Annotated in this window: 25 protein-coding genes; 15 read left to right on the top strand and 10 right to left on the bottom strand. The window is 73.7% G+C overall.

Going from position 1 to position 26,824, the window contains the following annotated elements:
- Positions 1-21: 21 nt before the first annotated feature.
- From KDL28_RS34675 to KDL28_RS34665, 3 genes are all read right to left on the bottom strand, one after another.
- On the bottom strand, positions 22-1,968 hold the full coding sequence (locus tag KDL28_RS34675; RefSeq protein WP_252445522.1) for an SGNH/GDSL hydrolase family protein: 1,947 nt from the start codon (positions 1,966-1,968) through the stop codon (positions 22-24).
- A gap of 244 nt (positions 1,969-2,212) precedes the next feature.
- Positions 2,213-3,394: a pyridoxal phosphate-dependent aminotransferase gene (locus KDL28_RS34670; RefSeq protein WP_252445519.1), complete on the bottom strand. Its 1,182-nt coding sequence runs from the start codon at positions 3,392-3,394 to the stop codon at positions 2,213-2,215.
- Positions 3,395-3,526: 132 nt separating this feature from the next.
- Positions 3,527-4,009: an NUDIX domain-containing protein gene (locus KDL28_RS34665; protein WP_252445517.1), complete on the bottom strand. Its 483-nt coding sequence runs from the start codon at positions 4,007-4,009 to the stop codon at positions 3,527-3,529.
- Between the two features lie 85 nt (positions 4,010-4,094).
- Between KDL28_RS34665 and KDL28_RS34660 the strand changes: the two genes are divergently transcribed.
- The 6 genes from KDL28_RS34660 (at position 4,095) to KDL28_RS34635 (ending at position 11,674) form a co-directional block, all read left to right on the top strand.
- Entirely contained in the window at positions 4,095-4,703 is a 609-nt protein-coding gene (locus tag KDL28_RS34660; RefSeq protein WP_252445515.1) for a winged helix-turn-helix domain-containing protein, read from the top strand.
- A complete protein-coding gene (locus KDL28_RS34655; protein WP_252445513.1) occupies positions 4,700-4,915 on the top strand; it encodes a hypothetical protein in 216 nt (71 codons plus the stop codon). Before KDL28_RS34660 ends, KDL28_RS34655 begins: the two co-directional genes overlap by 4 nt.
- 275 nt (positions 4,916-5,190) lie before the next feature.
- Positions 5,191-6,222 carry an LLM class F420-dependent oxidoreductase gene (locus KDL28_RS34650; protein ID WP_252445511.1) on the top strand — a complete coding sequence of 344 codons (1,032 nt, stop codon included), beginning with the start codon at positions 5,191-5,193 and terminating at the stop codon, positions 6,220-6,222.
- Positions 6,223-6,509: 287 nt separating this feature from the next.
- Positions 6,510-7,304 (top strand): hypothetical protein, encoded by a 795-nt coding sequence (locus KDL28_RS34645; RefSeq protein WP_252445509.1) that lies wholly within the window; start codon positions 6,510-6,512, stop codon positions 7,302-7,304.
- Positions 7,305-7,499: 195 nt separating this feature from the next.
- Positions 7,500-11,312 (top strand): multifunctional oxoglutarate decarboxylase/oxoglutarate dehydrogenase thiamine pyrophosphate-binding subunit/dihydrolipoyllysine-residue succinyltransferase subunit, encoded by a 3,813-nt coding sequence (locus KDL28_RS34640; protein WP_372497162.1) that lies wholly within the window; start codon positions 7,500-7,502, stop codon positions 11,310-11,312.
- A 182-nt stretch (positions 11,313-11,494) separates the two neighbouring features.
- Positions 11,495-11,674, top strand: coding sequence for a DUF6104 family protein (locus KDL28_RS34635; protein WP_252445505.1), 180 nt, complete (start codon positions 11,495-11,497; stop codon positions 11,672-11,674).
- Between the two features lie 9 nt (positions 11,675-11,683).
- Here the strand turns inward: KDL28_RS34635 and KDL28_RS34630 are convergent, their stop codons facing one another.
- The 3 genes from KDL28_RS34630 to KDL28_RS34620 form a co-directional block, all read right to left on the bottom strand.
- Complete coding sequence (locus tag KDL28_RS34630; protein ID WP_252445503.1) at positions 11,684-12,085, bottom strand: hypothetical protein; 402 nt, start codon at positions 12,083-12,085, stop codon at positions 11,684-11,686.
- A complete protein-coding gene (locus tag KDL28_RS34625; RefSeq protein WP_252445501.1) occupies positions 12,082-14,799 on the bottom strand; it encodes an FtsK/SpoIIIE domain-containing protein in 2,718 nt (905 codons plus the stop codon). Before KDL28_RS34625 ends, KDL28_RS34630 begins: the two co-directional genes overlap by 4 nt.
- A 73-nt stretch (positions 14,800-14,872) precedes the next feature.
- Positions 14,873-15,133 (bottom strand): hypothetical protein, encoded by a 261-nt coding sequence (locus KDL28_RS34620; RefSeq protein WP_252445499.1) that lies wholly within the window; start codon positions 15,131-15,133, stop codon positions 14,873-14,875.
- Between the two features lie 307 nt (positions 15,134-15,440).
- Between KDL28_RS34620 and KDL28_RS34615 the strand changes: the two genes are divergently transcribed.
- Complete coding sequence (locus KDL28_RS34615) at positions 15,441-16,814, top strand: Nramp family divalent metal transporter (protein ID WP_252445497.1); 1,374 nt, start codon at positions 15,441-15,443, stop codon at positions 16,812-16,814.
- A gap of 184 nt (positions 16,815-16,998) precedes the next feature.
- Here the strand turns inward: KDL28_RS34615 and KDL28_RS34610 are convergent, their stop codons facing one another.
- From KDL28_RS34610 to KDL28_RS34600, 3 genes are all read right to left on the bottom strand, one after another.
- Positions 16,999-18,384: a PepSY-associated TM helix domain-containing protein gene (locus KDL28_RS34610; RefSeq protein ID WP_252445495.1), complete on the bottom strand. Its 1,386-nt coding sequence runs from the start codon at positions 18,382-18,384 to the stop codon at positions 16,999-17,001.
- 197 nt (positions 18,385-18,581) lie between these two features.
- Positions 18,582-19,139, bottom strand: coding sequence for a hypothetical protein (locus KDL28_RS34605; protein ID WP_252445493.1), 558 nt, complete (start codon positions 19,137-19,139; stop codon positions 18,582-18,584).
- 11 nt (positions 19,140-19,150) lie between these two features.
- Positions 19,151-19,783, bottom strand: a complete 633-nt coding sequence (locus tag KDL28_RS34600) for a DUF5134 domain-containing protein (RefSeq protein ID WP_252445491.1) — start codon at positions 19,781-19,783, stop codon at positions 19,151-19,153.
- Between the two features lie 246 nt (positions 19,784-20,029).
- On the opposite strand from KDL28_RS34600, the gene KDL28_RS34595 reads away from it, so the two are divergent.
- The 4 genes from KDL28_RS34595 (at position 20,030) to KDL28_RS34580 (ending at position 24,717) form a co-directional block, all read left to right on the top strand.
- Positions 20,030-20,884, top strand: coding sequence for a nitrilase-related carbon-nitrogen hydrolase (locus KDL28_RS34595; protein ID WP_252445489.1), 855 nt, complete (start codon positions 20,030-20,032; stop codon positions 20,882-20,884).
- Positions 20,881-22,248 (top strand): aspartate aminotransferase family protein, encoded by a 1,368-nt coding sequence (locus KDL28_RS34590; RefSeq protein WP_252445487.1) that lies wholly within the window; start codon positions 20,881-20,883, stop codon positions 22,246-22,248. Before KDL28_RS34595 ends, KDL28_RS34590 begins: the two co-directional genes overlap by 4 nt.
- Positions 22,249-22,318: 70 nt before the next feature.
- Complete coding sequence (gene hydA / locus KDL28_RS34585; RefSeq protein ID WP_252445485.1) at positions 22,319-23,719, top strand: dihydropyrimidinase; 1,401 nt, start codon at positions 22,319-22,321, stop codon at positions 23,717-23,719.
- A 5-nt stretch (positions 23,720-23,724) separates the two neighbouring features.
- Positions 23,725-24,717, top strand: a complete 993-nt coding sequence (locus KDL28_RS34580; protein ID WP_252445483.1) for a TIGR03842 family LLM class F420-dependent oxidoreductase — start codon at positions 23,725-23,727, stop codon at positions 24,715-24,717.
- A 10-nt stretch (positions 24,718-24,727) separates the two neighbouring features.
- On the opposite strand, the gene KDL28_RS34575 is transcribed toward KDL28_RS34580, so the two are convergent.
- On the bottom strand, positions 24,728-25,006 hold the full coding sequence (locus KDL28_RS34575; protein WP_252445481.1) for a hypothetical protein: 279 nt from the start codon (positions 25,004-25,006) through the stop codon (positions 24,728-24,730).
- A 68-nt stretch (positions 25,007-25,074) separates the two neighbouring features.
- Here KDL28_RS34575 and KDL28_RS34570 point away from each other — a divergent pair, with 68 nt between their 5' ends.
- From KDL28_RS34570 to KDL28_RS34555, 4 genes are all read left to right on the top strand, one after another.
- On the top strand, positions 25,075-25,248 hold the full coding sequence (locus tag KDL28_RS34570) for a hypothetical protein (protein ID WP_252445479.1): 174 nt from the start codon (positions 25,075-25,077) through the stop codon (positions 25,246-25,248).
- A 245-nt stretch (positions 25,249-25,493) separates the two neighbouring features.
- On the top strand, positions 25,494-25,769 hold the full coding sequence (locus KDL28_RS34565) for a hypothetical protein (protein ID WP_252445477.1): 276 nt from the start codon (positions 25,494-25,496) through the stop codon (positions 25,767-25,769).
- A 330-nt stretch (positions 25,770-26,099) separates the two neighbouring features.
- Entirely contained in the window at positions 26,100-26,399 is a 300-nt protein-coding gene (locus KDL28_RS34560) for a hypothetical protein (protein WP_252445475.1), read from the top strand.
- 45 nt (positions 26,400-26,444) lie between these two features.
- Positions 26,445-26,822, top strand: a complete 378-nt coding sequence (locus KDL28_RS34555) for a hypothetical protein (RefSeq protein ID WP_252445473.1) — start codon at positions 26,445-26,447, stop codon at positions 26,820-26,822.
- Positions 26,823-26,824 lie beyond the last annotated feature (2 nt).

Below are 26,824 nucleotides of genomic sequence, written 5' to 3'. Positions count from 1 at the left end.
GCTCCCCCCGACGCCGACCGGCTAGCGGTCGGCGCGCTCCGTGAGCCCGTTGACGTGGCCGTTCGGCGAGTGGCCGGTGCGGTCCTCCGGCGCCGAGCCGTTGCCGGCGGACTCGACGCGCTGCCCCTCGTCGGCGCGGTCCTCGGCCGCGCGCGGCAGCGACGGCGCGAACAGGTCGACCTCGGCGTCCGGGGCGGGCGCCGGGCGGGCCGGGACCTCCCGCTCGACGCGCTCGACCTCGGCGCCGGCGGAGGCTCCGTTCCCGCCGCCGGAGGCCCCGTCCCCGTTGCCGGACTCGACCGGGCGCGACCGGTCGTCGTCGGCGGTGGGCTCGGACGCGTCGGTCGAGGGGGCGAAGGGCCGCGGGTTGGGCGAGGGGTACCAGGACGGGGCGGTGAAGGTCCGGTCCTCGGCGGTCGACTCGGCGACCCGCTCAGCGGTCGGCTCGGCGACCCGCTCAGCGGTCGGCTCGGCGACCCGCTCAGCGGTCGGCTCGGCGACCCGCTCAGCGGTCGGCTCGACGGTCGGCTCGGCGGTCGGCTCGACGGTCGGCTCGGCGTCGGAGCGCGGGGCCGGGGTGTCGGTGTCGAACCCGCCGAACGGCGCCGGCTCGGCCGGCGGGGCCTCGGCGGCCGGGTCGACCACGACCTCCTCGGCGACGACGAGGTCCTCGGCCACCGGCTCGACGACGGGCTCCTCGACGACCGGCTCGGCCTTCTCCGCGACGACCGGCTCGTCCCGCGCGGCCGGGGCGTCCTCGACGACGGGCTCGGCGACGACCGCGTCGGTCTCCGTGCCGGGCTCCTCGTCGACCGACTCGGCGACGACCGCCTCGGTCTCCGTGCCGGGCTCGTCCTCGTCGGCCGACTCCTCAGCGGCGACCTCGGTGCGGGGCTCGTCGATCTCGGCGGCGGACTCCTCGGCGGCGGGGGCGGCGGACTCCTCGAGCCGACGCTCGGCCTCGGCCACCGCCGGGGCCGCCGCGGCCAGCTCGGCCTCGGTCATGCGCTGGGTCTCGGCGGCGCTGTCGGCCGCGGTGGTGCTCTCGGCCGCGGTGGTGCTCTCGGCCGCGGTGGTGCTCTCGGCCGCGACGGCAGTCGCGGACGCGGTGGCACCGGCGGTCGCGAGGGCGTCGCCGGTGATGCGGTCGGTGGCCGTGGCGTCGTCGACCGGGCCGCCCTCCGCGGGCACCACCGGCAGCCGGGGGTCGGTCCGCGGCGAGGTGTCCAGGGCGGGCACGACCGGCATCCGGGGGTCGGTCGGCGGGGAGGTGTCCAGGGCGGGCACCACGGGCAGGCGGGGGTCGGTGGCCGGGGCGGCCACCGCGACCGGGCCGTCGGCCGCGGCCAGCACGGCGCGCGCCCACGCGGCGTGCCCGACGTCGTCGAGGAACCGGCCGTCGCGGCCGATGCGCATGCCGGGCAGCCGCGGCGGCAGCACCGCGATCCGCATCGCGTGCCGCTCGGCCTCCTCGCGGATGACCGAGTTCAGCGCCCCGGCCGTGCGCGGGCCGTGCGGTAGCAGCCCGATCACCGAGCCGGTGGGCAGCGACGAGATGACCTGGCGCAGCGCGGCGTCCAGACCGGGGGTGCGCCGGGCCATGTCCTCGGACCCGATCAGGCAGGTCACCAGCGCGGGCTCGTCGACGGTGATCAGCGAGGCCAACTCGGGCAGCTGGCGGGCCAGCACGTCGAGCACGCCGGCGCCGGCGCGGGACAGGTTGATGACGCGCCAGGCGTCGCGGCGGCGCAGCATCTCGTGCATGACGCCGACGTAGCCGCTCTCCCGCCGCGTGGCGCCGATCCCCTGGCTGGCCGAGTCGCCCAGCACGATCCACAACGGGCCGGTGGCCTGGCGGGCGTCGAGGTTGTCGGCGCTCCACTCGTCGGCGAAGGCGGCGGTCTGCAGCCGGCGAGCGGTGGCCCCGGGCAGCACGCCACCGAGGAACCGTTCTCCGCCGGCCTTCACCCGACGTACGGCCGCCCGCATGCGTGGCGCCTGCAGGGGAGAGTTCATGAGGAGCTCCGAGCGGTCGGCGCCGGGGACGACCGGCGACGGCAGGTGGGACAATCACCGTAACGAGCGGCGCGGTCCGCGGAGCGCGGGGGGCCGTCGGCCACCATCCGGGTGCCTGCGCTCCGCCGGGCGGCGCGCGGGTCCGGTCGGCCGCCCCGGCGACGGGCCGGCCGCCGGTCGGGCCGCGCCGCCGGACTCAGGAGACGTTGCGGGCGAGCAGCGTCGGCACCGACACCAGCCGCTGCTCGCGCTGGTCGGCCCACCGGCCGTGGCTGAAGTGGCGGATGCCCGCCACCAGGCGCTGCACGTCCTGCTCGGGCCGCACGACCAGGCGCAGGAACTGGCTGGTCATCCCCAGCTTGTTGCCGCACTCGCGGACGAACACCTGGTGCTCGGAGAGCAGGTGGTCGCGCAGGTCGGTGCCGTTGGCCCCGTTCTCCAGCTTGACCAGCAGGAAGTTGGCCTGCGACGGGAACACGTGCAGCTCCGGCAGCCGGGACAGCTCCATCGTCATCCGGTAGCGGTCCATCGCCAGGCGCGACAGGCTGTCCTCGTAGGCCTGCACGTGGTCGGCGAGCATGAACACCACGGCCTCGGCCAGCGAGTTCAGGTTCCAGTTGGGCAGGGTCTGGGCCATCTTGCGGGCCAGCGCCGGGTTGGCCACCAGGTAGCCGAACCGGATGCCGTGCAGGCCGAAGTTCTTGCCCAGGCTCTTGAGCACCACCACGTTGGGCCGGATGGTGGCCTCGCGGGCGACCGAGGCACCCGGCTCGATCTCCACGAAGTCCACGAACGACTCGTCCACGACCACCAGGTCGAGGTCGGAGAGTTCGTCCATGAACCGCAGGACCTCGCGGCGCGGGACGTAGCCGCCGTCGGGGTTGTTGGGGTTGCACAGCACGGCCACCCGCGACCCGCGGGCCCGGATGAACCGGATGTACTCGTCGACGTCGAGGGCGAAGCCCTCGCTCTCCTGCAGCAGGAACATGTCGACCCGCTTGCCGGTCTCCATCGGCTGGTCGGTCCAGCGCCCGAACGTCGGGATGGGCACGGCGATGCTGCTGGTGGTCCACAGGTGGTCCATCCAGGTGATCAGCTCGGTGGACCCGTTGGACATGGCGATCGTGGACGGGTTGAGCTGCAGGACCTTGGCCAGCCGGTTGGCGATCGTCTCGTTGGCGCTCGGGTAGAACTTGAGCACGCCCTCCAGGTTCTGCGCGAGCTCGGCGAACATGTCGGGCGTCGGGAAGTACGGGTTGCACGGGATGCAGAAGTCGACCAGGTCCCGGGCGCCGTCGCCGAGCTTGCGGCTGAGGTCGAAGAACGACGGGCTGTGCGCGGTCTGGGAGAAGAGGTCCTGGTCGGATCCGTGCCGCACGGCGATCACTCCTGTCGTTCTCGGCGCACACGCGGGGGGCCGGCGCCTGGCACTCGGGAGCACGTGCGCGTCGCGGACGACAGTTCACGCGGTGCTGACGCGTTGCGACGGGATCGGCGGGCGGTACGTCCCCTACGTCCCGTCGAACCCGTGCACCACGACCGGCGGCAGCGCGCCCGACAGCAGCCCGTCCAGCACGACCTTCTCGTGCGGGACGACGGGTTCGGGCAGGTCATCCAGGGCGTACCAGCGCAGGCCGGCGATCTTGTCGCGCTCCCGGCCGACCGCTCGTCCCGTCCACTCGCGCACGGTGAAGAAGAAGTCCACCCGTTCGTCGATCGGTGAGTGGTTGCTCTGAGTGCGGTGCATGACCGTGACCGGGGTGAGTGCGTCCGGAGTAACGGTCACGCCCAGCTCCTCCTCGGCCTCCCGGCAGGCCGCCGCCAGGACCGTCTCGCCCTGCTCGACGTGCCCGGCGGCCCCGGCCGCCCAGTGGCCGTCGCGGTAACCGGTGCCGTGGCGCAGCTGGAGCAGGACCTCGTCGGGCCCGTCGGAACCGTCCGGAGGGCGGCGGAGCAGCAGCACGTAGGCGGCGGGGACGACCCAGAACGTCACCGGCGAACCCTAACCGGCGTCGAGTCAAGGCTCCTTGTTCAAGATGTCTTGCACAAGACTCCTTGATAAAGGTACCTTGACACCCGTGACCGAGGAGATGCCGGGCCGGGTGACCGACCCGCTCGCCCTGCGGGCGCTGTCGCACCCGCTGCGCTGGAAGCTGATCGAGCTGCTGCGCCTGGAGGCGACCGCGACCGCCACCCGGTGCGCCGAGTTCACCGGCGAGAGCGTCGCCAGCTGCTCGTACCACCTGGGGATCCTGGCCAAGTACGGCTTCGTCGAGCCGGCCGATCCCGGGCCCGGGCGGGAGAAGCCGTGGCGGATCACCAGCCGCCAGCTCAGCATCAGCGCCGAGGGCCTCGACCCGGAGGCCGCGCTGGCCGCCGAAACGGTCAACGAGATCTACCTCGACCACGAGTTCGGGCGGATGAAGGAGTCCTTCCGCCGCTTCGACCGCGAGCCCGAGCGCTGGCGGCGCCACTCGGGCACCCGCTCCCGCGTCAAGCACCTCACCCCCGACGAGCTGCAGCGGATGAAGGAGGAGGTCTGGGAGGTGATGGAGCGCTACTCCGAGCGCGAGGAGGACCCGTCGGCGCGCCCGCCCGGTTCGCGCCCCGTGCGCCTGATGTTCGCCAGCTACCTGCCCCTGCCCGCCCCGCCCGCGGACGACCCGCACGACGAGGAGGAGTCATGAACCCGCTGGACGGCCACGACGTCGTCGCCGCGACCCGCCGCCGGGAGCTGGAACGGGCCGCCGCCCGCCACCGCGTGGCCCGCGGCTGCCGCCCCGCGCGCACCGGCCCGTCGCCGCTGCTGCGCCTCTACGCCCGCCTGTGGTGGGCCTCCCGGCCGCGCGTCGGCGCCTGGGGCGCTCCGCCGCTCCCCTCACGGGCCGCCGTGCCGTAGCCGCTCGCGGGCGGCCGTCCGGTCGCCGCCGGCCCTCGCGCGAGTTCAGGAAGACCACCTTCATGGACCTCCCGGGTTCAGCAAGGTGGCCTTCCTGCCCTCACCGGACCTGAAGGTGGCCTTCCTGAACCTCCCGGGTCAGGAAGGTGGCCTTCCTGTACCTCCCGGGTCAGGAAGGTGGCCTTCCTGAACTCCGGGCGCGGCACGTTCCGCCGCCGCCGACCGGGCGGCGGTCGGGGTTGACCGATCGATGATCGCTGGGCTAGACCCGCGGGATGCTGCTGTCGACGATGCTCCAGTACAGCGACGACCCGATCGCCGGTGCCGAGCGCGCCGTCGAGATGGAGCGCGCGGGCCTCGACGTGGTGTGGGTCCCGGAGGCCTACAGCTTCGACGCCGTGTCGCTGATGGGCTACCTGGCGGCGCGCACCGAGCGGGTCCAGATCGGCTCCGGGATCCTGCCCATCTACACCCGCACGCCCTCACTCACCGCGATGACCGCGGCCGGGTTGGACGCGCTGTCGGGCGGGCGGATGATCCTCGGGCTCGGCACGTCCGGGCCGCAGGTCATCGAGGGCTTCCACGGGGTCCCCTACGACAAGCCGGTCGCCCGCACCCGGGAGGTCATCGAGATCTGCCGCTCGGTGTGGCGGCGCGACCGCGTGCAGCACGACGGCATCTACCAGATCCCGCTGCCGGAGGGCCGGGGCACCGGGCTGGGCAAGCCGCTCAAGCTGATCAACCACCCGCGCCGGGCCGACATCCCGATCTGGGTCGCCGCGCTGGGCGACAAGAACCTGGAGATGACCGCGGAGCTGGCCGACGGCTGGATGCCGTTCGCGGTGCTGCCGGAGAAGATGCAGGAGGTGTTCGGGCCCGCGCTCGACGCCGGCCGGGCGAAGCGCTCGCCAGAGCTGGGGCCGCTGCAGATCACCGGCGGCGGCATCCTCGCGCTCGAGGAGGACATGTTCGAGCCGGCCAGGGCGGCGGCGCGCGGGGTGTTCGCGCTCTACATCGGCGGCATGGGGGCGCGCGGGCGCAACTTCTACAACACGGTGTTCGAGCGCCAGGGCTACCCCGACGCCGCCAGGCTCGTGCAGGACCTCTACCTGGCGGGCCGCAAGGAGGAGGCGGCCGCCGCGCTGCCCGACGAGTTCATCGAGCGCACGACGCTGATCGGGCCGCCCGGTCACGTGCGCGAGCGGATCGCGGCGCTGGCCGCGGCGGGGGTGACCCACCTGCAGGTCAACCCGGTCGGCACCGACGTCCCGAAGCTGATCTCGACGGTCAAGGAGTGGCTGGTCTGACCGGAGGCCTCGGGTTGACCGGCCGTCCGGGGGTGCGTTACAACCCGACGCATGCGGCCGGCGCCCGGGGAAGCCCCCACTCACCCGGATGCCCGCGGTTTCTCGACGGCGCGTGCGCGCCACCGGTTGTCCCTGCTCCAGCAGTGGCGGAACTGACGCGCGCGGCCGCAGCGGGCCCCTCTTGTCGCTGACGGAACGTGAGGGCCCACACTCGATCCCGACCCCCGCCCCCGAACGCAGGAGCGCCCCCGTTGCTCGACCTCGCGCTCGCCGTGTCCGACCGACCGGTGAGGCCTGATCAGTACCGGTACGTCGAGACGCACGCCTGGTGGCTCGGTACGTTCGGGCCCCACCAGTTCCTGTCCGAGCAGCGCCTGCGCATGTGGGTGCCCAAGCGGACCGAGCGCGACTGGCTGCTCGTGCGCGAGGTGACCGGCGGCCAGCAGTGGCTCACCGGGTCGGCCCAGCAGGCCCTGGAGGACGGGTTCGACCTGCGCGACGTGGCGCCGGTCGGCCGGTTCGCCGCCCCGCACGGCGCCTTCGACACCTCGGCCGGCTACCAGGACTACGAGGTCGACCTGGACCTCGACCGCGACCTGCAGTTCGACGCGCAGTGCGGGAGCCCGCGGCCGGCGCCGCGGGGCAGCTGGAAGGACCCGACCCCGCAGTTCTTCTCCCGGCTGCCGCTCGACCCGCAGCGGCTGCTCGACCAGCTCGTCGAGGACAACCCCGGCAGCTGGTTCGGGCCGTTCGCCGCGGCGGTGGCGGCGCTGCGCACCGGGCTGGTCCCGGCGGCGCTGCGCTCGGCGCTGTACAAGGCGCTGACCGGGCTGCCCGAGGTGAGCATCGGTCGGGCCGCGAACCTGGACGGCCTCGACTGCCTGGCCTTCGTGCACGACGCCGGGCCCACCCGCACCGAGCTGCTGGTCGACCCGAGCGACGGCCGGTTCGCCGGCGAGCGCGACACGGTCCGCGCCGATTCCCGCGCCGGGCTGCCCACCGGGACGGTGATCAGCACGACGGCGGTGCGCACCGCCGTGGTCGACGGGCCCGGCCTGCGTCCCGAGGCCAGCACCGCATAGCACCCGTCGGGCGGGTGATCGCAGGGTGGCGCCGCGGCCCGGCGTGCGGTATGCGGCCCATGTCCGGAGGGCTAACCTGGAGGCAGTCCTCGGCGATGACGATGCGATCCGATAGAGGCGGTCCTCAGCGTGTCCACCAGTAGTACCTCCAGTCCAGCCGGCCAGTTCGGGCCCAACGAGTGGCTCGTCGAGGAGATGTACCAGCGCTTCCTCGACGACCCGAAGACGGTCGACCCGGCCTGGCACGAGTTCTTCGCCGACTACCGCCCGACCGACGCCGACGGCGACGCGGACGTCGACGCGAGCGAGGGGGCCGACCGCACCGCGGCCGGCGCCACCACCGACCGGGCCGACGGAGCCGCGGCGAAGAGCACGGGCGCGGCGAAGAGCACCGCCGCGAGCAAGGACGACGACGGCGCGAAGCCGGCCCGCTCGACGATCGCGCCCGCCCCGACGCCGACGGCGGAGCGCGCCGAGCCCACCGAGCGCCGCCGGGTGGCCGACCGCGAGGCGATGCCGAGCACGAACGGCAAGGCGCCGACCAGGGCCGAGCAGAAGACCGAGCAGAAGACCGAGCAGAAGGCGGCCCCGAAGGCCAAGCCCGCGGCCGGCAGCAACTCCCGCGCCGCTCGCCCCGCGCCCACCGGTGGGGCCGACGTCACCTCGCCACTGCGCGGCGCGGCGAACGCGGTCGTCAAGAACATGAACGCCTCGCTGGCCGTGCCCACCGCGACCAGCGTCCGCGCGGTGCCGGCCAAGCTGCTGGCCGACAACCGCGTCGTGATCAACAACCAGCTCAAGCGCACCCGCGGCGGGAAGATCTCCTTCACCCACCTGATCGGCTTCGCGGTCGTCAAGGCGCTGGCCGACTTCCCGGTGATGAACCGGCACTTCACCGAGGCCGACGGCAAGCCGGCCGTGGTCCAGCCCGAGCACGTCAACCTGGGGCTGGCCATCGACCTGCCCGGCAAGAACGGGCAGCGCTCACTGGTGGTCGTGTCGATCAAGGGCTGCGAGGCGATGAACTTCGCCCAGTTCTGGTCGGCCTACGAGGACATCGTGCGCAAGGCGCGCAACGGCGCGCTGCAGGCCGAGGACTTCGCCGGCACCACGATCAGCCTCACCAACCCGGGCACGCTGGGCACCAACCACTCGGTGCCCCGGCTGATGCAGGGCCAGGGCACGATCGTCGGCGTCGGCGCGATGGAGTACCCGGCGGAGTTCCAGGGCGCCAGCGAGACCCGGCTCGCCGAGCTCGGCATCAGCAAGATCATCACGCTGACCTCGACCTACGACCACCGGATCATCCAGGGCGCGGAGTCCGGCGACTTCCTGCGCCGGGTGCACGCCCTGCTGCTCGGCGAGGACGAGTTCTACGACGGCATCTTCCGCTCGCTGCGGGTGCCCTACGAGCCGATCCGCTGGGTCAAGGACATCCCCGAGGGCGCGGTCGACAAGACCGCCCGGGTGATCGAGCTGATCGACGCCTACCGCACCCGCGGCCACCTGATGGCCGACACCGACCCGCTCAACTACCGCCAGCGCCGCCACCCCGACCTCGACGTCCTCTCGCACGGGCTCACCCTGTGGGACCTCGACCGCGAGTTCGCCGTCGGCGGCTTCGGCGGCCAGCAGCACATGAAGCTGCGCGACGTGCTGGGCCTGCTGCGCGACTCCTACTGCCGCACCATCGGCACGGAGTACATGCACATCTCCGACCCCGAGCAGCGCCAGTGGCTGCAGGACCGGATCGAGGTGCCGCACCAGAAGCCCAGCGCCGCCGAGCAGAAGTACGTGCTCAGCAAGCTCAACGCGGCCGAGGCGTTCGAGACCTTCCTGCAGACCAAGTACGTCGGGCAGAAGCGGTTCTCCCTCGAGGGCGGCGAGACCGTCATCCCGCTGCTGGACGCCGTGCTGGACAAGGCTGCCGAGCACGAGCTCGACGAGGTCGTCATCGGCATGCCGCACCGCGGCCGGCTCAACGTGCTGGCCAACATCGTCGGCAAGCCGATCAGCCAGATCTTCCGCGAGTTCGAGGGCAACCTCGACCCCGGCCAGGCGCACGGCTCCGGCGACGTGAAGTACCACCTGGGCGCCGAGGGCAAGTACTTCCGGATGTTCGGCGACGGCGAGACGGTGGTGTCGCTGGCGTCCAACCCCTCGCACCTGGAGGCCGTCGACCCGGTGCTGGAGGGCATCGTCCGGGCCAAGCAGGACCTGCTCGACAAGGGTCACGACAACGGCTACACGGTGCTGCCGCTGATGCTGCACGGCGACGCCGCGTTCGCCGGGCAGGGCGTGGTCGCCGAGACGCTGAACCTGGCGCTGCTGCGCGGCTACCGCACCGGCGGCACCGTGCACGTGGTGGTCAACAACCAGGTCGGGTTCACCACCGCCCCGGAGCACTCGCGCAGCTCGCAGTACAGCACCGACGTGGCCAAGATGATCGGCGCGCCGGTCTTCCACGTGAACGGCGACGACCCCGAGGCCTGTGTCTGGGTGGCGAAGCTGGCGGTGGAGTACCGCGAGCGCTGGCACAACGACGTCGTGATCGACATGATCTGCTACCGGCGGCGCGGGCACAACGAGGGCGACGACCCGTCGATGACCCAGCCGGCGATGTACGACGTGATCGACGCCAAGCGCAGCGTCCGCAAGATCTACACCGAGTCGCTGATCGGCCGCGGGGACATCTCGATGGAGGAGGCCGAGCACGCGCTCAAGGACTTCTCCAACCAGCTCGAGCACGTGTTCAACGAGGTCCGCGAGCTGGAGAAGACCCCGGCTAGGGTCAGCCCTTCGGTCGAGCACGAGCAGCTGGTCCCGCCGGACCTGGACACCTCGGTCCCGCTGGAGGTCATCCACCGCATCGGCGACGCGCACGTCGAGCTGCCCGAGGGCTTCACCGTGCACCCGCGGGTCAAGCCGGTGCTGCAGCGGCGCCACCAGATGTCGCGCGAGGGCAGCGTCGACTGGGCCTTCGGCGAGCTGATCGCCATGGGCTCGCTGGTGATGGACGGCAAGCTGGTGCGGCTGTCCGGGCAGGACACCCGGCGCGGCACGTTCGTCCAGCGGCACTCGGTGGTCATCGACCGCAAGACCGGCGAGGAGTACTACCCGCTGCGCAACCTGTCGGAGAACCAGGAGCGCTTCCTGCCCTACGACTCGGCGCTGTCGGAGTTCGCCGCGGTCGGCTTCGAGTACGGCTACTCGGTGGCCAACCCGAACGCGTTCGTCGCCTGGGAGGCCCAGTTCGGCGACTTCGTCAACGGCGCCCAGCCGGTCATCGACGAGTTCATCTCCTCGGGTGAGGCCAAGTGGGGCCAGCTCTCCGACGTCGCGCTGCTGCTGCCGCACGGCATGGAGGGCCAGGGCCCGGACCACTCGTCGGGGCGCATCGAGCGGTTCCTCCAGCTGTGCGCGGAGGGCTCGATGACGGTGGCCTACCCGAGCGAGCCGGCCAACTACTTCCACCTGCTGCGCCGCCACGCCCTCGACGGCATCCAGCGCCCGCTGATCGTGTTCACGCCGAAGTCGATGCTGCGCAACCGGGCCGTGGTCAGCCCGCTGTCGGACTTCACCGGCGGCCGGTTCCGCCCCGTCGTCGACGACCCGCGCTACCGCGACTCGGACGGCGGCGCGACCGACGTGCACAAGGTGCTGCTGTGCACCGGCAAGATCTACTACGAGATCGCGGCGCAGGTCGAGAAGCGCGGCATCACCGACACCGCGGTGGTCCGCATCGAGCAGCTCTACCCGGTGCCCGACCGCCAGCTCGCCTCGGTGCTGGAGCGCTACCCGAACGCCGAGGACGTGCGCTGGGTGCAGGAGGAGCCGGCCAACCAGGGTGCCTGGCCGTTCCTCGGGCTGGAGCTGCCCGAGAAGCTGCCGCGGCTGGTCGGCCTGAAGCGGGTCAGCCGCCGCCGGATGGCCGCCCCCGCCGCGGGCTCGTCGAAGGTGCACGAGGTCGAGCAGAACGCCATCCTCGAGGCGGCGTTCGAGGGCTGACCCCCCTCCTCCGCTTGCCCCGTCCCCGGCAAGGTTCAGGAAGGCCACGATGCTGCCCGGAGCGGGCAGCATCGTGGCTTTCCCGAACCGGGGTCGAGGCCTCAGCGAGTCGGACCGTTGAGTTCCGGTCCCGGCCAGCCGGGTGGATGCGGGCGGATGCGCTCGACCCCTAGCCTGGCGCCGTGTACTTCACCGACCGGGGCATCGAGGAGCTGACCCAGCGGCGCGGCGGCGAGCAGCTCGACGTCGAGTGGCTGGCCGACCGGCTGCGCGCGTTCGTCGACCTCAACCCGCAGTTCGAGGACGCCGTCGAGCGCCTCGCCACCTTCCTGGCCCGCGACGACGAGGACGACCTGGACTGAGCCGGGGGTTCAGCGCCGCCCGCCGCCGCGACCCCGCACGGCGGCCAGCAGCTCGTTCGCCCGCTGCTCGATCTCGGCGCCCAGCTCCATCGCGTCGCCTGCCTTGGCCATCCGGTCCGGCTTGGGGAACGGGCGCATCGTGATCCAGGACTCGACCCAGAGCGCCTCCAGCGCGTCCTCCCAGGCGAGGTTGGCCGCGATGCGCACGAGCAGCCTGCGGTCGGCGGCGGTGGACAGGTCGCGGTCGAGCTCGGCGACGCGCTCGCGCAGCTGGCGCACGCGCTCGTCGTTGCGCTTGACCTCGCCCTCCATGCCCCCGGTGACCTCCAGGATCGCCTGCTTGTAGGCGGTGGCCGGGGACACCGCCCGCCGCTTGGTCAGCCGGTCCCCCGGACGGTCGGCCGCGGTCACAGGTCCTCCTCCGGCGTCGGGACGATGATCACTTCGGGGTCGGCGTGCTGGGCCCGGTCGAACCACAGGCCCCGACCGGGCCGGGGCGACCAGCTCAGCAGCATGCCGGGCACCAGGGTCTGCACCTCGGTGCCCTGCACGTCGAGCGCGACCCACGCGCCCAGGTCGTCGACGGCGGCACCGCCGATGAGCAGCGCCTTGAGCCGGGCGACGCTGCGCCACCAGCCCAGGACGTGCACGCCGACCTCGGGGCCGAAGTGGAGGACCGTGCGCAGCGCGTCGGTGCCGGGGCGGTCGAGCACGGCCTCGGCGGCGTCGGCCGCGTAGAGGACCACGACGACCGGGCGCCCCGGGGTCCCGGCGTGCCGCGCGGTGACCTCGGCGGCCAGCTCGCGGATCCGCTCGCCGAACTCCTCCAGCGGCACGGTCCGGCTGCTGTGGCCGTGGTCGGCGAACCGGGCGGCGAGCCGGTCGGCGGGCTTGCGCGCGTCGACGACCAGCGGGGCCAGCAGCACCTCGGCGGTGCCCGGCTGGTGGGTCGCGGCGAGCGCGGCGCCCGCGCAGTCCAGCAGCCGCACGGCGTCGCGCAGGCCCGGGCCGAGCACGCCGAGGTTGCGGCCGGGGACGTCGGGCAGCGGGACGGTGGCCGGGCTGCCGGCCACGTCGATGACCTGCCCGACGAGGGCGATCGGCTCGCCGCCGGGAGCGGCGCCGGCCAGCAGGTCCTCGGTCCGCGGCGAGCGGGAGCCGTCGAACAGCCGCGGCGGCGGGTTCTGCTCGGCGTAGAGGGCGTGCAGGTGGCGCTGCACGACGTCGACCGTGCCGCGGGCGCTCGCGTTGGGCACCCGCACGATCTCGTTGCCGTGCCGGATCCCGGACTCGTGGTTGACCACGGCGTGCCAGCGCGGCAGGTCGAGGGCGGCCTCGTTTCGCTCGTCGAGGATGCGCCGGGCGCGGGGCAGCGCGATCCGCACCACGAACTGCTCGAAGATCGCCGGGCGGCCCCAGAACGCCTCGATCCCGGACACGTCCTGGCTGGCCAGGACCAGGTGGATGCCCTGGGAGCGGCCCCGCCGGGCGACGTCCTCCAGCAGCCTGATCGACTCCCGGGTGACGGTGTCGCGCACGCCGAACAGGTACTGGAACTCGTCGACGACCGCCACGATCCGCGGCCACCGGCCGTCCGGGTCGACCTCGCGGAGGTCCTCCAGCTTCGCGACGCCGTGCTCCTTGGCCGCCTCCGCCCGGCGGCGCAGCTCGGCGGAGAGGAAGCGCAGCAGCGCGAGCCCGAACTCCCGGTCGGTGTTGATGTTGACGCCGATCAGCCGGGCGTGCGGCAACCAGGACTCGTCCTGGCGGCTCGGGGCCAGCTGGGCGAAGGAGACGCCCTCCTTGAAGTCGAGCAGGTACAGCTCCAGCTCGTCGGGGCTGTACCTGCTGGCCATCGAGGCGATCATGGCCAGCAGGAGGTTGGTCTTGCCGGAGCCGCTCGGCCCGCCGATGAGGGCGTGCGGGGAGGCGTCGACCAGCAGCAGCTGGCGGTCGCGCCCCCCGTCGAACCCGATCGGCGCGTGCAGCCCGGCGATCGACCTCTGCGTGCCGGGCTTGTCCGGCAGCAGGTCGACGAACGTGCCGATCCGGGCCCGGCGGACGTCGTGCTCGTCGGCGATCCGGTGGCAGGCCGCGCTGACCGCGGTGGGCTCCAGCGGCGCGTCCGGCTCGACCTGCGCGTGCGGGCCGGTCATGCTCGTGGTCACCAGGCCGCTGGTGGTGAAGGCGATGGTCTCCACCGGGGCGCCCATCGCGAGCGGCACGTCGACGAGCACGAGGTGCACCCCGCAGGCCAGCCCGCCGCGGGCCACCCGCTGCAGCTGGCGGTGCTCGTCGTCGGGCAGCGCCTGCCCGTTGCCCACCAGCACCGCGACGACCCACGGCTCGTCGCGCTTGCCGGTCTCCTGCGCGAGCGCGCGCAGCGAGGGCTGGCCGTCGATCAGGACCCGGTTGTGCACCCGGCGGATGCGGTCGGACAGCTCCTCGAGCAGCGGCGCGAGCCCGCTCGGGTCGTGCACGGTCAGCAGGCCGGTGCGGGTGAGCGGGTGCAGGTCGGGCAGCGGGCCGGTGAGCTGGCCGACGTCCCAGACGTGCAGCTCGACGGCGCCCGGCTCGACCGTGCTGAGCACGCGCATCAGCAGGCCCTGCACGACCGCGATCCCGGCCTCCCGGCGGTCGAGGGCCGTGGTGACCTGCAGGTGGGACTCGTCGAGCAGCGGGACGGCGACGTCGAACGGCGCCGAGCCGCCGAGCCGGGCGGTGCCGATCCGCCACAGGCCGGGCAGGGCGCCGGTGCCGTCCAGGTCGCCGGTGCGCTCCAACCAGCTCGTGCCCCGGTCGCCGGCCGCGCCGATGGCCGCGTCGGCGACGATCGCCGAAAGCCGGGCGGGGACCTCGTCGGGCACGGCCAGCGCGCTCGCGTCCTGCTCCACCCGGCGCACGACGTCCGCGACGCCGGAGCTGGCCAGCACCCGGGCGAGCGCCGGGTCGGCCCGCGCCGCGGCCAGCCCCTTCTCCCGCAGCAGCAGCTCGACGACGGCGTCGAGGTGCGCGCGGCGGACCCGCTCCGCGGCCGTCTCGGCGCCGCCGAGCGCGGTCGCGATGGACGTGCACAGGGCCTCGTAGGCCTCCCGGATGCGCCGGCGGCGCCCGAAAACGACCACCGGCTACGGCCGCCCAGCGGCGTCGACGCAGACCCGCGGCAGGCTCACCGGCGGCCTTCCGCGACGGACGGCGTCACAGCCGTGCGGCGACGTCCTCGGCCGCCTGGATCGCCGCGCTCGCGGCCTGCTGGGCCTCCTGGGCGCTGTCCATGGCCCGGTTCAGCGCCGCGGTGACGTCGGACACGTCGGCCTGGGTGGTGCCGCTGGTGACCTGCGTCAGCATCGCCGAGGCCTGCTCCAGGGTCGAACGGCCGTGCTCGAACGTGCTGTTGCTCTCCTGGATCTGGTTGCAGACCTGCATGATGCCGCCCTTGACCTGTTCGATGCTCGTCATGCCCGGGGCTCCCCTGCCGTCCTGCCTCGCTTGCCGTTGTTGAATCTAATCCGTCGGAGCGGGCGGCACCTTCCGGCACTTGCATGGATCAGCGCACCCGATCGACGCGGGCGCAGCCCGACGGTGAACAAAACCGCATCGGGTCGTGCGCCGGGGTGGCCATCGCCTCTACCGTCGGTTCACCGCCCGGCCCGGCGGCGCCTGTTCCTCCCCCGGCGACGAGGAGTGCAGCCTTGAGCGAGTTCGCGAGCGGATCACCAGCACCGCGCCCCGGCGCAGCGCCGACCGAGCCCGGCGGGGGCGGGCGATGAGCGATCCGGGTCCCCCCGCGACCACCGCGTCGACCCCGCCCACCGGCACGAAGGCCCGGCTCAAGCAGGTCGGTCCCGGCCTGCTCGCCGCGGCCACCGGCGTCGGCGCGGGCGACCTGGTCGCCACCATGGTCGCCGGCGCCCAGTACGGGACGCTGCTGCTCTGGGCCGCCGTCCTGGGCACCGTGCTGAAGCTGGCCCTGGCCGAGGGCGTCGGGCGCTGGCACCTGGCCTCGGGCAGCACCCTGCTCGACGGCTGGCGGCGGCTGGGCTACTGGGCCACCGTCTTCTTCGGCGTCTACATCGTCATCTGGGGCTTCGTCTACGGCGCCACCGCGATGTCGGCCGTCGGGCTGCCGCTCAACGCCCTGTTCGGCGGGCTGTCGGTGCGGTACTGGGCGATGATCGCCGGCGTGCTGGGCCTGGTGCTGGTCTGGATCCAGCGCTACGCGGTCTTCGAGAAGTTCATCACCGTGCTGGTGCTGATCAAGTTCGTGTCGGTGGTGTCGATCGCGGTGCTGGTTTCGCCGAACCTGCTCGACGTGGCGAACGGGCTGGTCCCGCGGCTGCCCGAGGGCTCGGTGGTCTACGTGCTCGGCCTGGTCGGCGGGGTCGGCGGCACCATCACGATGGCCGCGTACGGCTACTGGATGATCGCCAAGGGCTGGAAGGGCACCGGCTGGCTGTCGATGATGCGCCTGGACAACACCATCGGCTACGTGATGACCGGCATCTTCGTCATCGCGATGCTGATCGTCGGCGCCGAGATCCTACTCGGCCAGGAGCTCACCGCCAGCGACACCGGCCTGCTGACCCTGGGCGAGGAACTCGGCGCCCGGTACGGCGACTGGGCGCGGATCCTGTTCCTGATCGGCTTCCTCGCCGTCACCTGGACCTCGCTGCTCGGCGTCTGGAACGGCGTCAGCCTGCTGTTCGCCGACTGGACCCGGACGATCCGGCTGCCGCACGGCGCGAAGGCCGAGGTCGGCGTGCCGGCGGCGGCGGGCACGGCCGAGGGCGACACCGACGCCGCGAACACCGCGCTGGCCGGCACCCCGGACGGCACCGCGACCGGCTACCGGGCCAGCGAGGCCGAGCGCAGCCTGCCGTTCCGGGGGTACCTGCTGTGGCTGACCCTGCCCCCGATGGGGCTGCTGTTCATCGACCGGCCGTTCGCGGTGACCCTGGTGTACGGCGTGCTCGGCGCGGCGTTCATGCCGTTCCTCGGGATCTCGCTGATCCTGCTGCTGAACTCCCGGCGGATCGCCCGCGACGGGCGCTCCGGCTGGCTGTCCAACGCGATGCTCACCGCGGCCTCGGCGCTGTTCGTCGTCCTGCTGGTCACCGACCTCATCGACCGCTTCACCTGAGCCCCGTCCACCCCGACCCGTCCACCTGAGCCCCGTCCACCCCGACCCGTCCACCTGGGCCGTCCACCCAACCCGCGCCCTCGCCCGCCCCACCCCCGTGTCAGGAAAGCCACCTTCAGGACACCAGGCGTCCTGATGGTGGCTTTCCTGACATTCGGGAGCAGGGAGCAGGGAGCAGGCGGGGTCAGGGGCGGGCGCGGAGGCGGCGGTGGGCGAGGGCGCCGAGGGCGGCGTCGACCAGCACGAAGGCCAGCAGGCTGAGGCCGAACAGCGGCATCAGCCAGCCGGCCGCCACCGCCGCCAGCACGACGACGAACGCCGCCGGCTGGCTCAGCGCCCGGATCGTGCCGCGCGGGGCCGGGGCGACCAGCCGGGCCCCGGCCCGGGTGGGCCTGCGCAGCCAGGCCATCCGGTAGCCCCAGAACAGCACGCACAGCAGCCCGGCGGCGAGCGCGGCCAGCAGCAGCTGGTTGGGCAGCCCGAACAGCAGGCCCATGTGCGCGGAGATGCCGATGGTGGTGAGCTTGGCCAGCACCGGGAAGTCGTCCCAGCGCACGGTCTCCACCACGGCGCCGGTGTAGGGGTCGAGCGCCACCTCGTCGCGCTGGACCGGGATGCCGTCGGCGTCCTCGGCGACGGTGTAGACGCCGCCCGGCTCGGTCGGGACGGTGACGGCGAGCCGGTCGGCCAGCCCGGCGGCCCTGGCCCGCTCGACGGCCTCGCCGACGGTGATCGGGGCGGCTCCCGCCACCACCGGCACCGGCTCCGCGGCCAGCTGCGGCCTCGAACCGTCGAACGCGGTCACCACGGCCTGGAACCGCTCCCCCGCGTAGGTCGACCAGGTCAGGCCGGTGACGCTGATGAAGGCCAGCCCGACCGTCAGCCAGAGCGCGGTCACCGCGTGCCAGCCGCGGATGCGCGCCCGCCCGGGCCGGGCCGTGGCCGGCGGCACGACCAGGTCCCGGCGGCGGGACCGGCGGCGCCCGATCCACAGCGCGAGCCCGCCGATCACCAGCACCGGCAGCCAGCTGGCCGCCGTCTCGGAGTAGAGCCGGCCCGGCTCGCCGAGCAGCAGGTGCCGGTGCAGGCCGTCCAGCGTCGTCTGCAGCGGCGAGTAGCCGAGCCAGGTGTCCAGGGTGCCGAGCACCCGCGACGACGCGGGGTCGACGTAGACCGTGCGCTGGATGTCCTCGGCGAGCCCGTCGACGTCGAACGCGACGGCCGTGCTGCGGGTCGGGTCGGTCGCCACGGTGACGCTGCTGAGCGAGCCCTGCGGCAGCGCGGCGACGGCCGCGGCGACCTGCTCGTCCAGGGGGCGGGCGGGGGCTCCGGGGTCGGGGGCGAGCAGCCGCTCGCCGTACAGGAGGTCGGACAGCTGCGGGCTGAACACGTAGGCCAGCCCGGTCAGGCTGACGACCAGCAGGAACGGGGCGACCAGCACCCCGGCGTAGAAGTGCAGGCGCAGCACGAGCGGGCGCAGCTGCGCCCACAGGCCGGGGCTGGTCGGGGTCGGGGTGGGCGGCTCGGTGGTGGTGGTAGGGGTGTCCGGCGGGCCGGCGGTCGTGGTCACGGGTGTCTCCAGGCAGGACGGGGAGCGGCTCGGCGGGACGGCGGCGCGCCGCGACGGCGGGCGCGGGGTCGCGCTCCGCTCGGGGCGGCCGGCGGTCCCGACCGGAGCCGGGGACGGCCCACCCGGTTCAGGAAAGCCACGATGCTGCCCGCTGGGGGCGGCATCGTGGCTTTCCTGAACTCCGGGCGGGCGGGGGATCAGGAGGCGGCGGGCACCGGGGGGCCGCGGCGGGGGGCGGCGTGCCGCAGCAGCGCACCGGCGGGGTGCTGGACCGGCGGGCACGGCAGCCCGACGGCGGGCGCCGCCCCGACCGGGGGCAGGTGCGGCAGCACGACCAGCAGGAACCGGCGCACCGCCGCCCACGCCCTGCGCTCGCCCCAGCGCAGCCAGGCGCCGGTCAGCGCGGCCGCGGCCAGGTGCGCGTAGAGCATCACGTCGGCGCCGACGAGGACGTGGGCACCGTGGGCGGCGTGCTCGCCTGCGTTGGAGAGCAGCACGTGGACGAGCTGCTGGGCGCCGAGCTGGGTCAGCGCGATCGCGCCCCAGCCGCGCTCCCGGCGGGCCAGCCACCAGGCCGGGGCGACGAGCGCGGCGAAGGCCCACGCCGCGCCGCCCGGGTCGACGGACCCGCCGCCCGCGGCGTGGGCGAGCACGGCGGCCGCGACGGCGAGCCCGGCGGCCAGCCCGGCGCGCAGCGCGCGCGGCGGCGTCGAGCGCGCCCCGGCGGGCCGCACCCGGACCGGCTCACCCCGCACGTCGCACCGGCTCAGACCATCGTGAGCAGCATGACCGTCATCGCCACGGCCATCACCACGTGCGCCAGTGCGGCAGTCCCGGTGGAGCGGAGCACCCCGGTGCGCTGGGCGACCGCGGCGGTGCCGGGCGATGCGGCGTCGGCGCTCGGGGCGTCGTGCCCGCCGACGCGCAGCCGGTCGGAGCAGCGCAGCGCGTGCCAGGCGAAGTAGCCGGCCAGCAGGATCGCCACCAGCGAGACCGCGCCGACGCCGCCGCCCGCGGCGCCGTGGTGCCCGGCGTGGGCGGCGTCCGCCGTCGCGTCGACGGCGGTGTGGTCGTGCCCGCTGAGCAGCATGAACAGCATCGCCGCGCTGCCCACGACGTGGTGGCCGGCGTCGCCGTCGAAGGAGCGGGTGCGCAGCGCGACCGCCGCGAACCAGGCCCCGCACAGCACGAACGCGACCGTCCACACCGGAGCCGGCAGCGGGTCGCCGAGGGGGGAGAACATGGCGGCCATGCCCAGGGCCATGGTGGCGTGGGAGACCTCGCCGACCGGCCCGCCGGGGATGTCGCCGAACGCCGTGGCGTGCACGGCGAGCCGGGCGAGGTGCAGCGCCACGACCGCGAGGCAGACGAGCGCCAACCCTGCCGAAACCCAGTCCACGGTCATCCTTCCCGGCGGCGCACAGCCGCGCTGTCGGCGACCATAGGTCACGGCCGGGTGTCGGTTCCATACCGTGGCGGGGTAGTCCGCGTGGCGTGATCACGCCACTGCGCCGGTCGGGTGCCGGCGCGGTCACCGCGACCGTTCGTGTGACGAGCGGGTGTCGGGCCCGCGAGGGGTCTTGCGGTCGGCCGCCCGGCGGATCACGGTGGGCATTTCCCTCGGCGGCATCAGGAGGACAGGGACATGAGCGACCCGGGAGCCGGCGTGGTGCGCGCGGCCATCCTGCAGGCCAAGTGGACCGGCGACACCGCCTCGATGATCGACGTGCACGAGTCCTACGCGCGCAGCGCGGCCGAGCAGGGCGCGAAGGTCATGGGCTTCCAGGAGGTCTTCAACGCGCCCTACTTCTGCCAGGTGCAGGAGGCCGAGCACTACCGGTGGGCCGAGCCGGTGCCGGACGGTCCGACGGTCCAGCGGATGCAGGCGCTGGCCAAGGAGACCGGCATGGTGCTGGTCGTGCCGGTGTTCGAGCTGGAGAGCTCGGGCAACTACTACAACACCGCGGCCGTGATCGACGCCGACGGCAGCTACCTGGGCAAGTACCGCAAGCACCACATCCCGCAGGTCAAGGGCTTCTGGGAGAAGTACTACTTCAAGCCGGGCAACCTGGGCTGGCCGGTGTGGGACACCGCGGTCGGCAAGGTCGGGGTCTACATCTGCTACGACCGGCACTTCCCGGAGGGCTGGCGGGCGCTCGGCCTGGCCGGCGCGCAGATCGTGTTCAACCCCAGCGCCACCAGCCGCAGCCTGTCGTCCTACCTGTGGAAGCTGGAGCAGCCGGCGGCCGCGGTGGCCAACGAGTACTTCATCGCCGCGATCAACCGGGTCGGCGTCGAGGAGTACGGCGACAACGACTTCTACGGCACCAGCTACTTCGTCGACCCGCGCGGCCAGTTCGTCGGCGAGACGGCGTCGAGCCACGACGAGGAGCTGCTGGTCCGCGACCTCGACCTGGGGCTGATCGACGAGGTCCGGCAGACCTGGGCGTTCTACCGCGACCGCCGCCCGGAGGCCTACGGACCGCTGGTGCAGCAATGAACGGGCCGTCGGCGCACGGCGAGCGGACGTCGCAGCACGACAACCTGCTGGGCCGGACCAGGGCGGTGCTGCCGTCCTGGTTGGCGATCTACTACGACGAGCCGATCGAGATCGAGCGCGGCGAGGGCCGCTACGTCTGGACCGACGACGGCACCCGCTACCTGGACTTCTTCGGCGGCATCCTGACCACGATGACCGCGCACGCGCTGCCGGAGGTCACCAAGGCCGTCGCCGACCAGGCCGGGAAGATCATCCATAGCTCGACGCTGTACCTGAACCGGCCGATGGTCGAGCTGGCCGAGCAGATCGCCGCGGTGTCGGCGATCCCGGACGCCAAGGTCTTCCTGACCACCAGCGGCACCGAGGCCAACGACGCCGCGCTGCTGCTGGCCTCGTCGCTGCGCCGGTCGAACCAGATCCTGGCGCTGCGCAACAGCTACCACGGCCGGTCGTTCTCCACGATCGCGATCACCGGCAACCGGTCGTGGTCGCCGACGTCGCTGTCGCCGTTCCAGACGTACTACGTGCACGGCGGGCAGCGGTACCGCTCGCCGTTCGCGGGCCTGTCCGACGGGGAGTTCATCGCGGCCTGCGTGGCCGACCTGCGCGACGTGCTCGACCAGTCCGGCGGCGACGTCGCGGCGCTGATCGCCGAGCCCATCCAGGGCGTCGGCGGCTTCACCCACGGCCCGGACGGGCTGCTCGGTGCCCTGGCCGAGGTGCTGCGCGAGCACGGCATCCTGATCATCGCCGACGAGGTGCAGACCGGGTGGGGCCGCACCGGCGAGCACTTCTGGGGCTGGCAGGCGCACGGCTTCACCCCCGACATCGTCACCTTCGCCAAGGGCGTCGGGAACGGGCTGTCGATGGGCGGGGTGATCGCCAGGGCGGAGGTCATGGACTCGCTCGGCGCCAACTCGATCTCGACGTTCGGCGGCTCCCCGCTGACCTCGGCGGGCGCCCTGGCCAACCTGCGCTACCTCCTCGACCACGACCTGCAGGCCAACGCGGCCCGGCACGGCCCGGTGCTGATCGAGGGCCTGCGCGCGCTGGGCTCGCCGATCGTCGGCGACGTCCGGGGCAAGGGCCTGATGATCGGCGTCGAGCTGGTCCGCCCGGGCACCGGCACCCCCGGCGACCCGGCGCCCGAGCTGGCCGCGGCCGTGCTGGAGGCGACGAAGCGGCGCGGGCTGCTGGTCGGCAAGGGCGGGCTGCACGGCAACGTGCTGCGCATCGCCCCACCGATGACGCTGACCGCCGACGAGGCCACCGAGGGGCTCACCGCGCTCATCGCCGCGATCCGCGAGGTCGACGGCGGGCTCGCCGCCGGCGCCCCCACCACCGATGAGGAGATCACCGCATGAGCGAGCTTGCGAGCGAATCATCGACACAGCGCCCTGGGGCATTGCCGACCGAGCGCAGCGAGGGAGAGCGATGACCCGCACCCTCATCCGCAACGGACTGGTGATCACCGCCGCCGACGAGCTGGCCGCGGACGTCCTGGTCGACGGCGAGCGGGTCGTCGCGCTGGCCGCGTCCGGCTCGGAGCTCGCGCAGGGCTGGACGGCCGACACGGTCCTGGACGCCACCGGCAAGTACGTCGTGCCCGGCGGCGTCGACGCGCACACGCACATGGAGATGCCCTTCGGCGGCACCCAGTCGGCCGACACGTTCGAGACCGGCACCCGGGCCGCGGCCTGGGGCGGCACCACCACGATCGTCGACTTCGCGATCCAGTCGATGGGCGGCTCGCTGCGCGAGGGCCTGGACGCCTGGCACGCCAAGGCCGAGGGCAACTGCGCCATCGACTACGCGTTCCACATGATCGTCGCCGACGTCAACGACTCCTCTCTCAAGGAGATGGAAGCGCTCATCGGGGAGGGCGTGACCAGCTTCAAGCTGTTCATGGCCTACCCGGGCGTCTTCTACAGCGACGACGGCAAGATCCTGCGGGCGCTGCAGAAGGGCGCCGAGACCGGCGGCCTGACGATGATGCACGCCGAGAACGGCATCGCCATCGACGTGCTGATCGAGCAGGCGCTGGCCAAGGGCCAGACCGATCCGCGCTACCACGGCGAGGTCCGCCACGCCCTGCTGGAGGCCGAGGCCACCCACCGGGCGATCAAGCTGGCCCAGGTGGCCGAGGCGCCGATCTACATCGTGCACCTGTCCGCGGCGCAGGCACTGGCCCAGGTCCAGCAGGCCCGCGACGAGGGCTTCAACGCCTTCGCCGAGACCTGCCCGCAGTACCTGTTCCTGTCCACCGACGACCTGGCCCGTCCCGGCTTCGAGGGCGCCAAGTACGTCTGCTCGACGCCGCTGCGCCCGGCCGAGCACCAGGCCGCCCTCTGGCGCGGGCTGCGCACCGACGACCTGTCGGTGGTCTCGACCGACCACTGCCCGTTCTGCTTCAAGGGGCAGAAGGACATGGGCATCGGCGACTTCTCCAAGATCCCCAACGGGCTGCCCGGCGTGGAGACCCGGATGGACCTGCTGCACCAGGGCGTCGTCGAGGGGCGCATCTCGCGCAAGCGCTGGATCGAGATCGCCTGCGCGACGCCGGCGAAGATGTTCGGGCTCTACCCGCGCAAGGGCACCATCGCCCCCGGCGCCGACGCCGACATCGTGCTCTACGACCCGGCCGCCACCCAGGTGCACTCGGCGAAGACGCACCACATGGCCGTCGACTACTCCTGCTACGAGGGCCGCGAGACCACCGGCAAGGTCTCCACCGTGCTCTCGCGCGGCCGGGTGGTCGTCGACGGCGGCGAGTACCTGGGCAAGGCGGGCGACGGCGCCTTCCAGAAGCGCACGACCTGCCAGTACCTCAGGTGAGCGCGATGGACATCGGACTCGTCCTGCAGACCGACCCCCCGGCCCAGCTGCTGGTCGACCGGATGGTGCTGGCCGAGGAGCTGGGCTTCAGCCACGGCTGGACGTTCGACTCGCACGTGCTCTGGCAGGAGCCCTACGTCATCTACCCGCGGATCCTGGACCGGACCTCGCGGCTGGTCGTCGGGCCGATGGTCACCAACCCGGCCACCCGGGACTGGTCGGTCATCGCCTCGATGCACGCCACCCTGCACGAGGCGTTCGGCAACCGGACGATCTGCGGCATCGGCCGGGGCGACTCGGCGGTGCGCGTGCAGGGCCGCAAGCCCACGACGCTGGCCCGGCTGGAGGCCTCGATCCACGCGATCCGGGAGCTGGCCGAGGGCCGCGAGGTCGAGGTCGAGGGCACCGCGCTGCGGATCCCGTGGGTGACGCCGGGCGGCGAGCTGCCGGTGTGGATGGCCGGCTACGGCCCCAAGGCGCTCGACCTGGTCGGTCGGGCCGCCGACGGGTTCATCCTGCAGCTGGCCGATCCGTACCTGGTGGAGTGGACGATCAAGTCGGTGCGCGCGGCGGCCGAGGCCGCGGGCCGCGACCCGGCCTCGATCACGATGTGCGTCGCGGCGCCGGCCTACGTGGGCGACGACCTGGCCCACGCCCGCGACCAGTGCCGCTGGTTCGGGGGCATGGTCGGCAACCACGTCGCCGACCTGGTGACCCGCTACGGGGAGTCGTCCGCGTCGGTGCCGGCCGAGCTGACCGGCTACATCAAGGACCGCGACGGCTACGACTACAGCCACCACGGCCGCGCGGGCAACCGCTCGACCGACTTCGTGCCCGACGAGGTGGTCGACCGGTTCTGCCTGCTCGGGCCGGTCCCGGCGCACCGGGAGAAGCTGGCCCAGCTCGCGGACCTGGGCGTCGACCAGTTCGCCGTCTACGCCATGCACGACGACGTCGACGGCACCATCCAGGCCTACGGCACCTCCCTCACCAGCTGACCCGGCCCCGTCAGGGGCGGCGGAAGTCGGTCGGCCGCCGGGCCCGGCGGGGACGGGCGGCGGCGGCGCAGCGCGGGCACACGCGCCGGACGCCGTCGGCGTGCCGCCCGGACTCGGGCTGCACGTCGGCCCAGTCCACGTGCGGGTACCGACCCAGTCGCGCCTTGCTCAGCGGGAGCCCGCACACCGTCTGGTTGGTGCCGGGGCGCCAACCGTGCACCTCGCCCGCCGGACGGCGCACGCCGTCCGGGTCCGTCCACCCGCTCGAGGCCGCCACCACGAATCCCATCCCCCCGGTGTTCCCCCGGATCGGCGTCGTAACGGTGTCAGGCACGCGGACGCGGGTACGGCTGCGGCATGACGAACCCAGCGGACGACGACGTGGTCGACCAGGACGCCGAGCCGACCATGACCGCGCCCCCGGGCGAGCGCCCCGACGCCGGGGCCTCGCTCACCGACCCGGACGGCCGGGGCGACAGCCCCGACGCGGTCGACGCCGACGAGGCCCAGCGGGGCGAGCCGCGGGCCTGAGCCCGGCTACCCGTCGCCGGCGCACGTGCCGGCGACGGGCAGCCGCCCGTGTGTAGTCGGTGAGGGTGGTGCCCATGAGCCGGCGGAACTCCCCGCTCATGTGCGACTGGTCGAAGTAGCCCGCCTCGACGGCCAGCCGCCGCCACCGCCCCTTCCCCCCCGCGCGCCAGCACCGTCCGCACCCGCTCGATGCTCGCGTAGCGCTGGGGCGAGAGCCCGGACCCGTCGGCGACGAGCCTGCGCAGGTGCCGCTCGCCGACGTACAACCGCCGGGCCGCGGCCGCGACACCCGTGCCGGCCGCCAGCAGCCGGGCCGCGTCGGCGACGACGGGATCGGACGCCGGCCGGACGGCGTCGAGAGCGGCGAACAGCGACTCCACCGTCAGGTGGCCGGGATCGCCGTGGGCGAGGTCGGCCGGCTCGGGGGCGAGGCCGGCACCCAGCTCGACCAGCGGGACGGCGCGGTCGGCGAGCCCGCGCAGCGACTGGCCCAGCAGCGCCCGCGCCCGGCCGGGCCGTAGCCGAAGCAGCGCGCACGACGGTCCGGGCACGCCGTCGACGTAGAGCGCCCTGGTCCGCGGGCCCATGACCACCAGCTCGGGGGCGCGGTCCGGGGCGGTGCGCAGGGCGAGGGTGGTGGCGTTGTCAGGCGGTTCCGGCACGGTCCGGGGCTCGGCCAGCGCGCCCACGCTGACGGCGACCGGCCACGGCCGCAGCGCGGGCGGCACGGCGAGCGCGCGATGGGGCACGCCGCCACTGTAGGTACCGGCGCCCGCGGCGGACCCGTCCCGCGAGCGGATGCGGCCGGAACGTCCTACGCCGGGCCCGGGGCCGGCTGACAGCGTCCGGGGATGATCCTCGTCTCCGGGGCGACCGGCACCGGCGTCGGGTGGGCGCGGGCCGGGCACAACGCCGTGCTGACCGACGACGTCGCCGAGGTCCTCGGCCGGGCCCCGAACCCGGTGCGGACGTGGACCCGCGACCACCGCGCCGCGTTCGTCCCGCCGCGGCACCGCGACTGCCTCACCACCCGACCCCGACCGGGTGACGGCGGTCGTCGGCCGGTCACCGCGGGGTTCGACCGCTCGTCCGCCGATCGCCGCCGGGCGGCGTTCGGGGCATCGCCGCGGGCCGGAGCCGCCCTACAGTGACGCTGAGTAGCTCCCCGCCTCCCCGCACCTCGGATCCGGTGACCCATGACGACGAGCACGAGCACCAGCACCACCCCCTCCCAGCGCGGCGCCGCACTGACGACCGTGCTGGCCATCGCGATGATCCAGCACGCGGTCGTGGTCGCGGTGCTGGTGACGGCGTGGAGCCAGGACACCGCGCTGGGCCAGCAGCCGACCCCGGTCCTGCTGGTGTCCGCCGTGGGCGCCACCGTCAGCCTGGTCGCCTACGCCGGGCTGTGGACCGGCTACCGGTGGGCGTTCTGGCTGTTCATCGCCATGTCCGTGGTCGCAGTGGCGACGATGGTGGCGGTCGGCGCCCCGCCGCTGCTCACGCTGCTGCAGCTGGTGGTGGCGGTCGCGCTCGCCGCGGCCGTCCTGCGGCGCTGGTCGCACCTCAGCTGAGG

The organism is Pseudonocardia humida, assembly GCF_023898865.1.
Classification (GTDB): domain Bacteria; phylum Actinomycetota; class Actinomycetes; order Mycobacteriales; family Pseudonocardiaceae; genus Pseudonocardia; species Pseudonocardia humida.
Note: the sequence above shows the minus strand (reverse complement) of the source record. Positions and strands in the feature narration are given on the sequence as shown.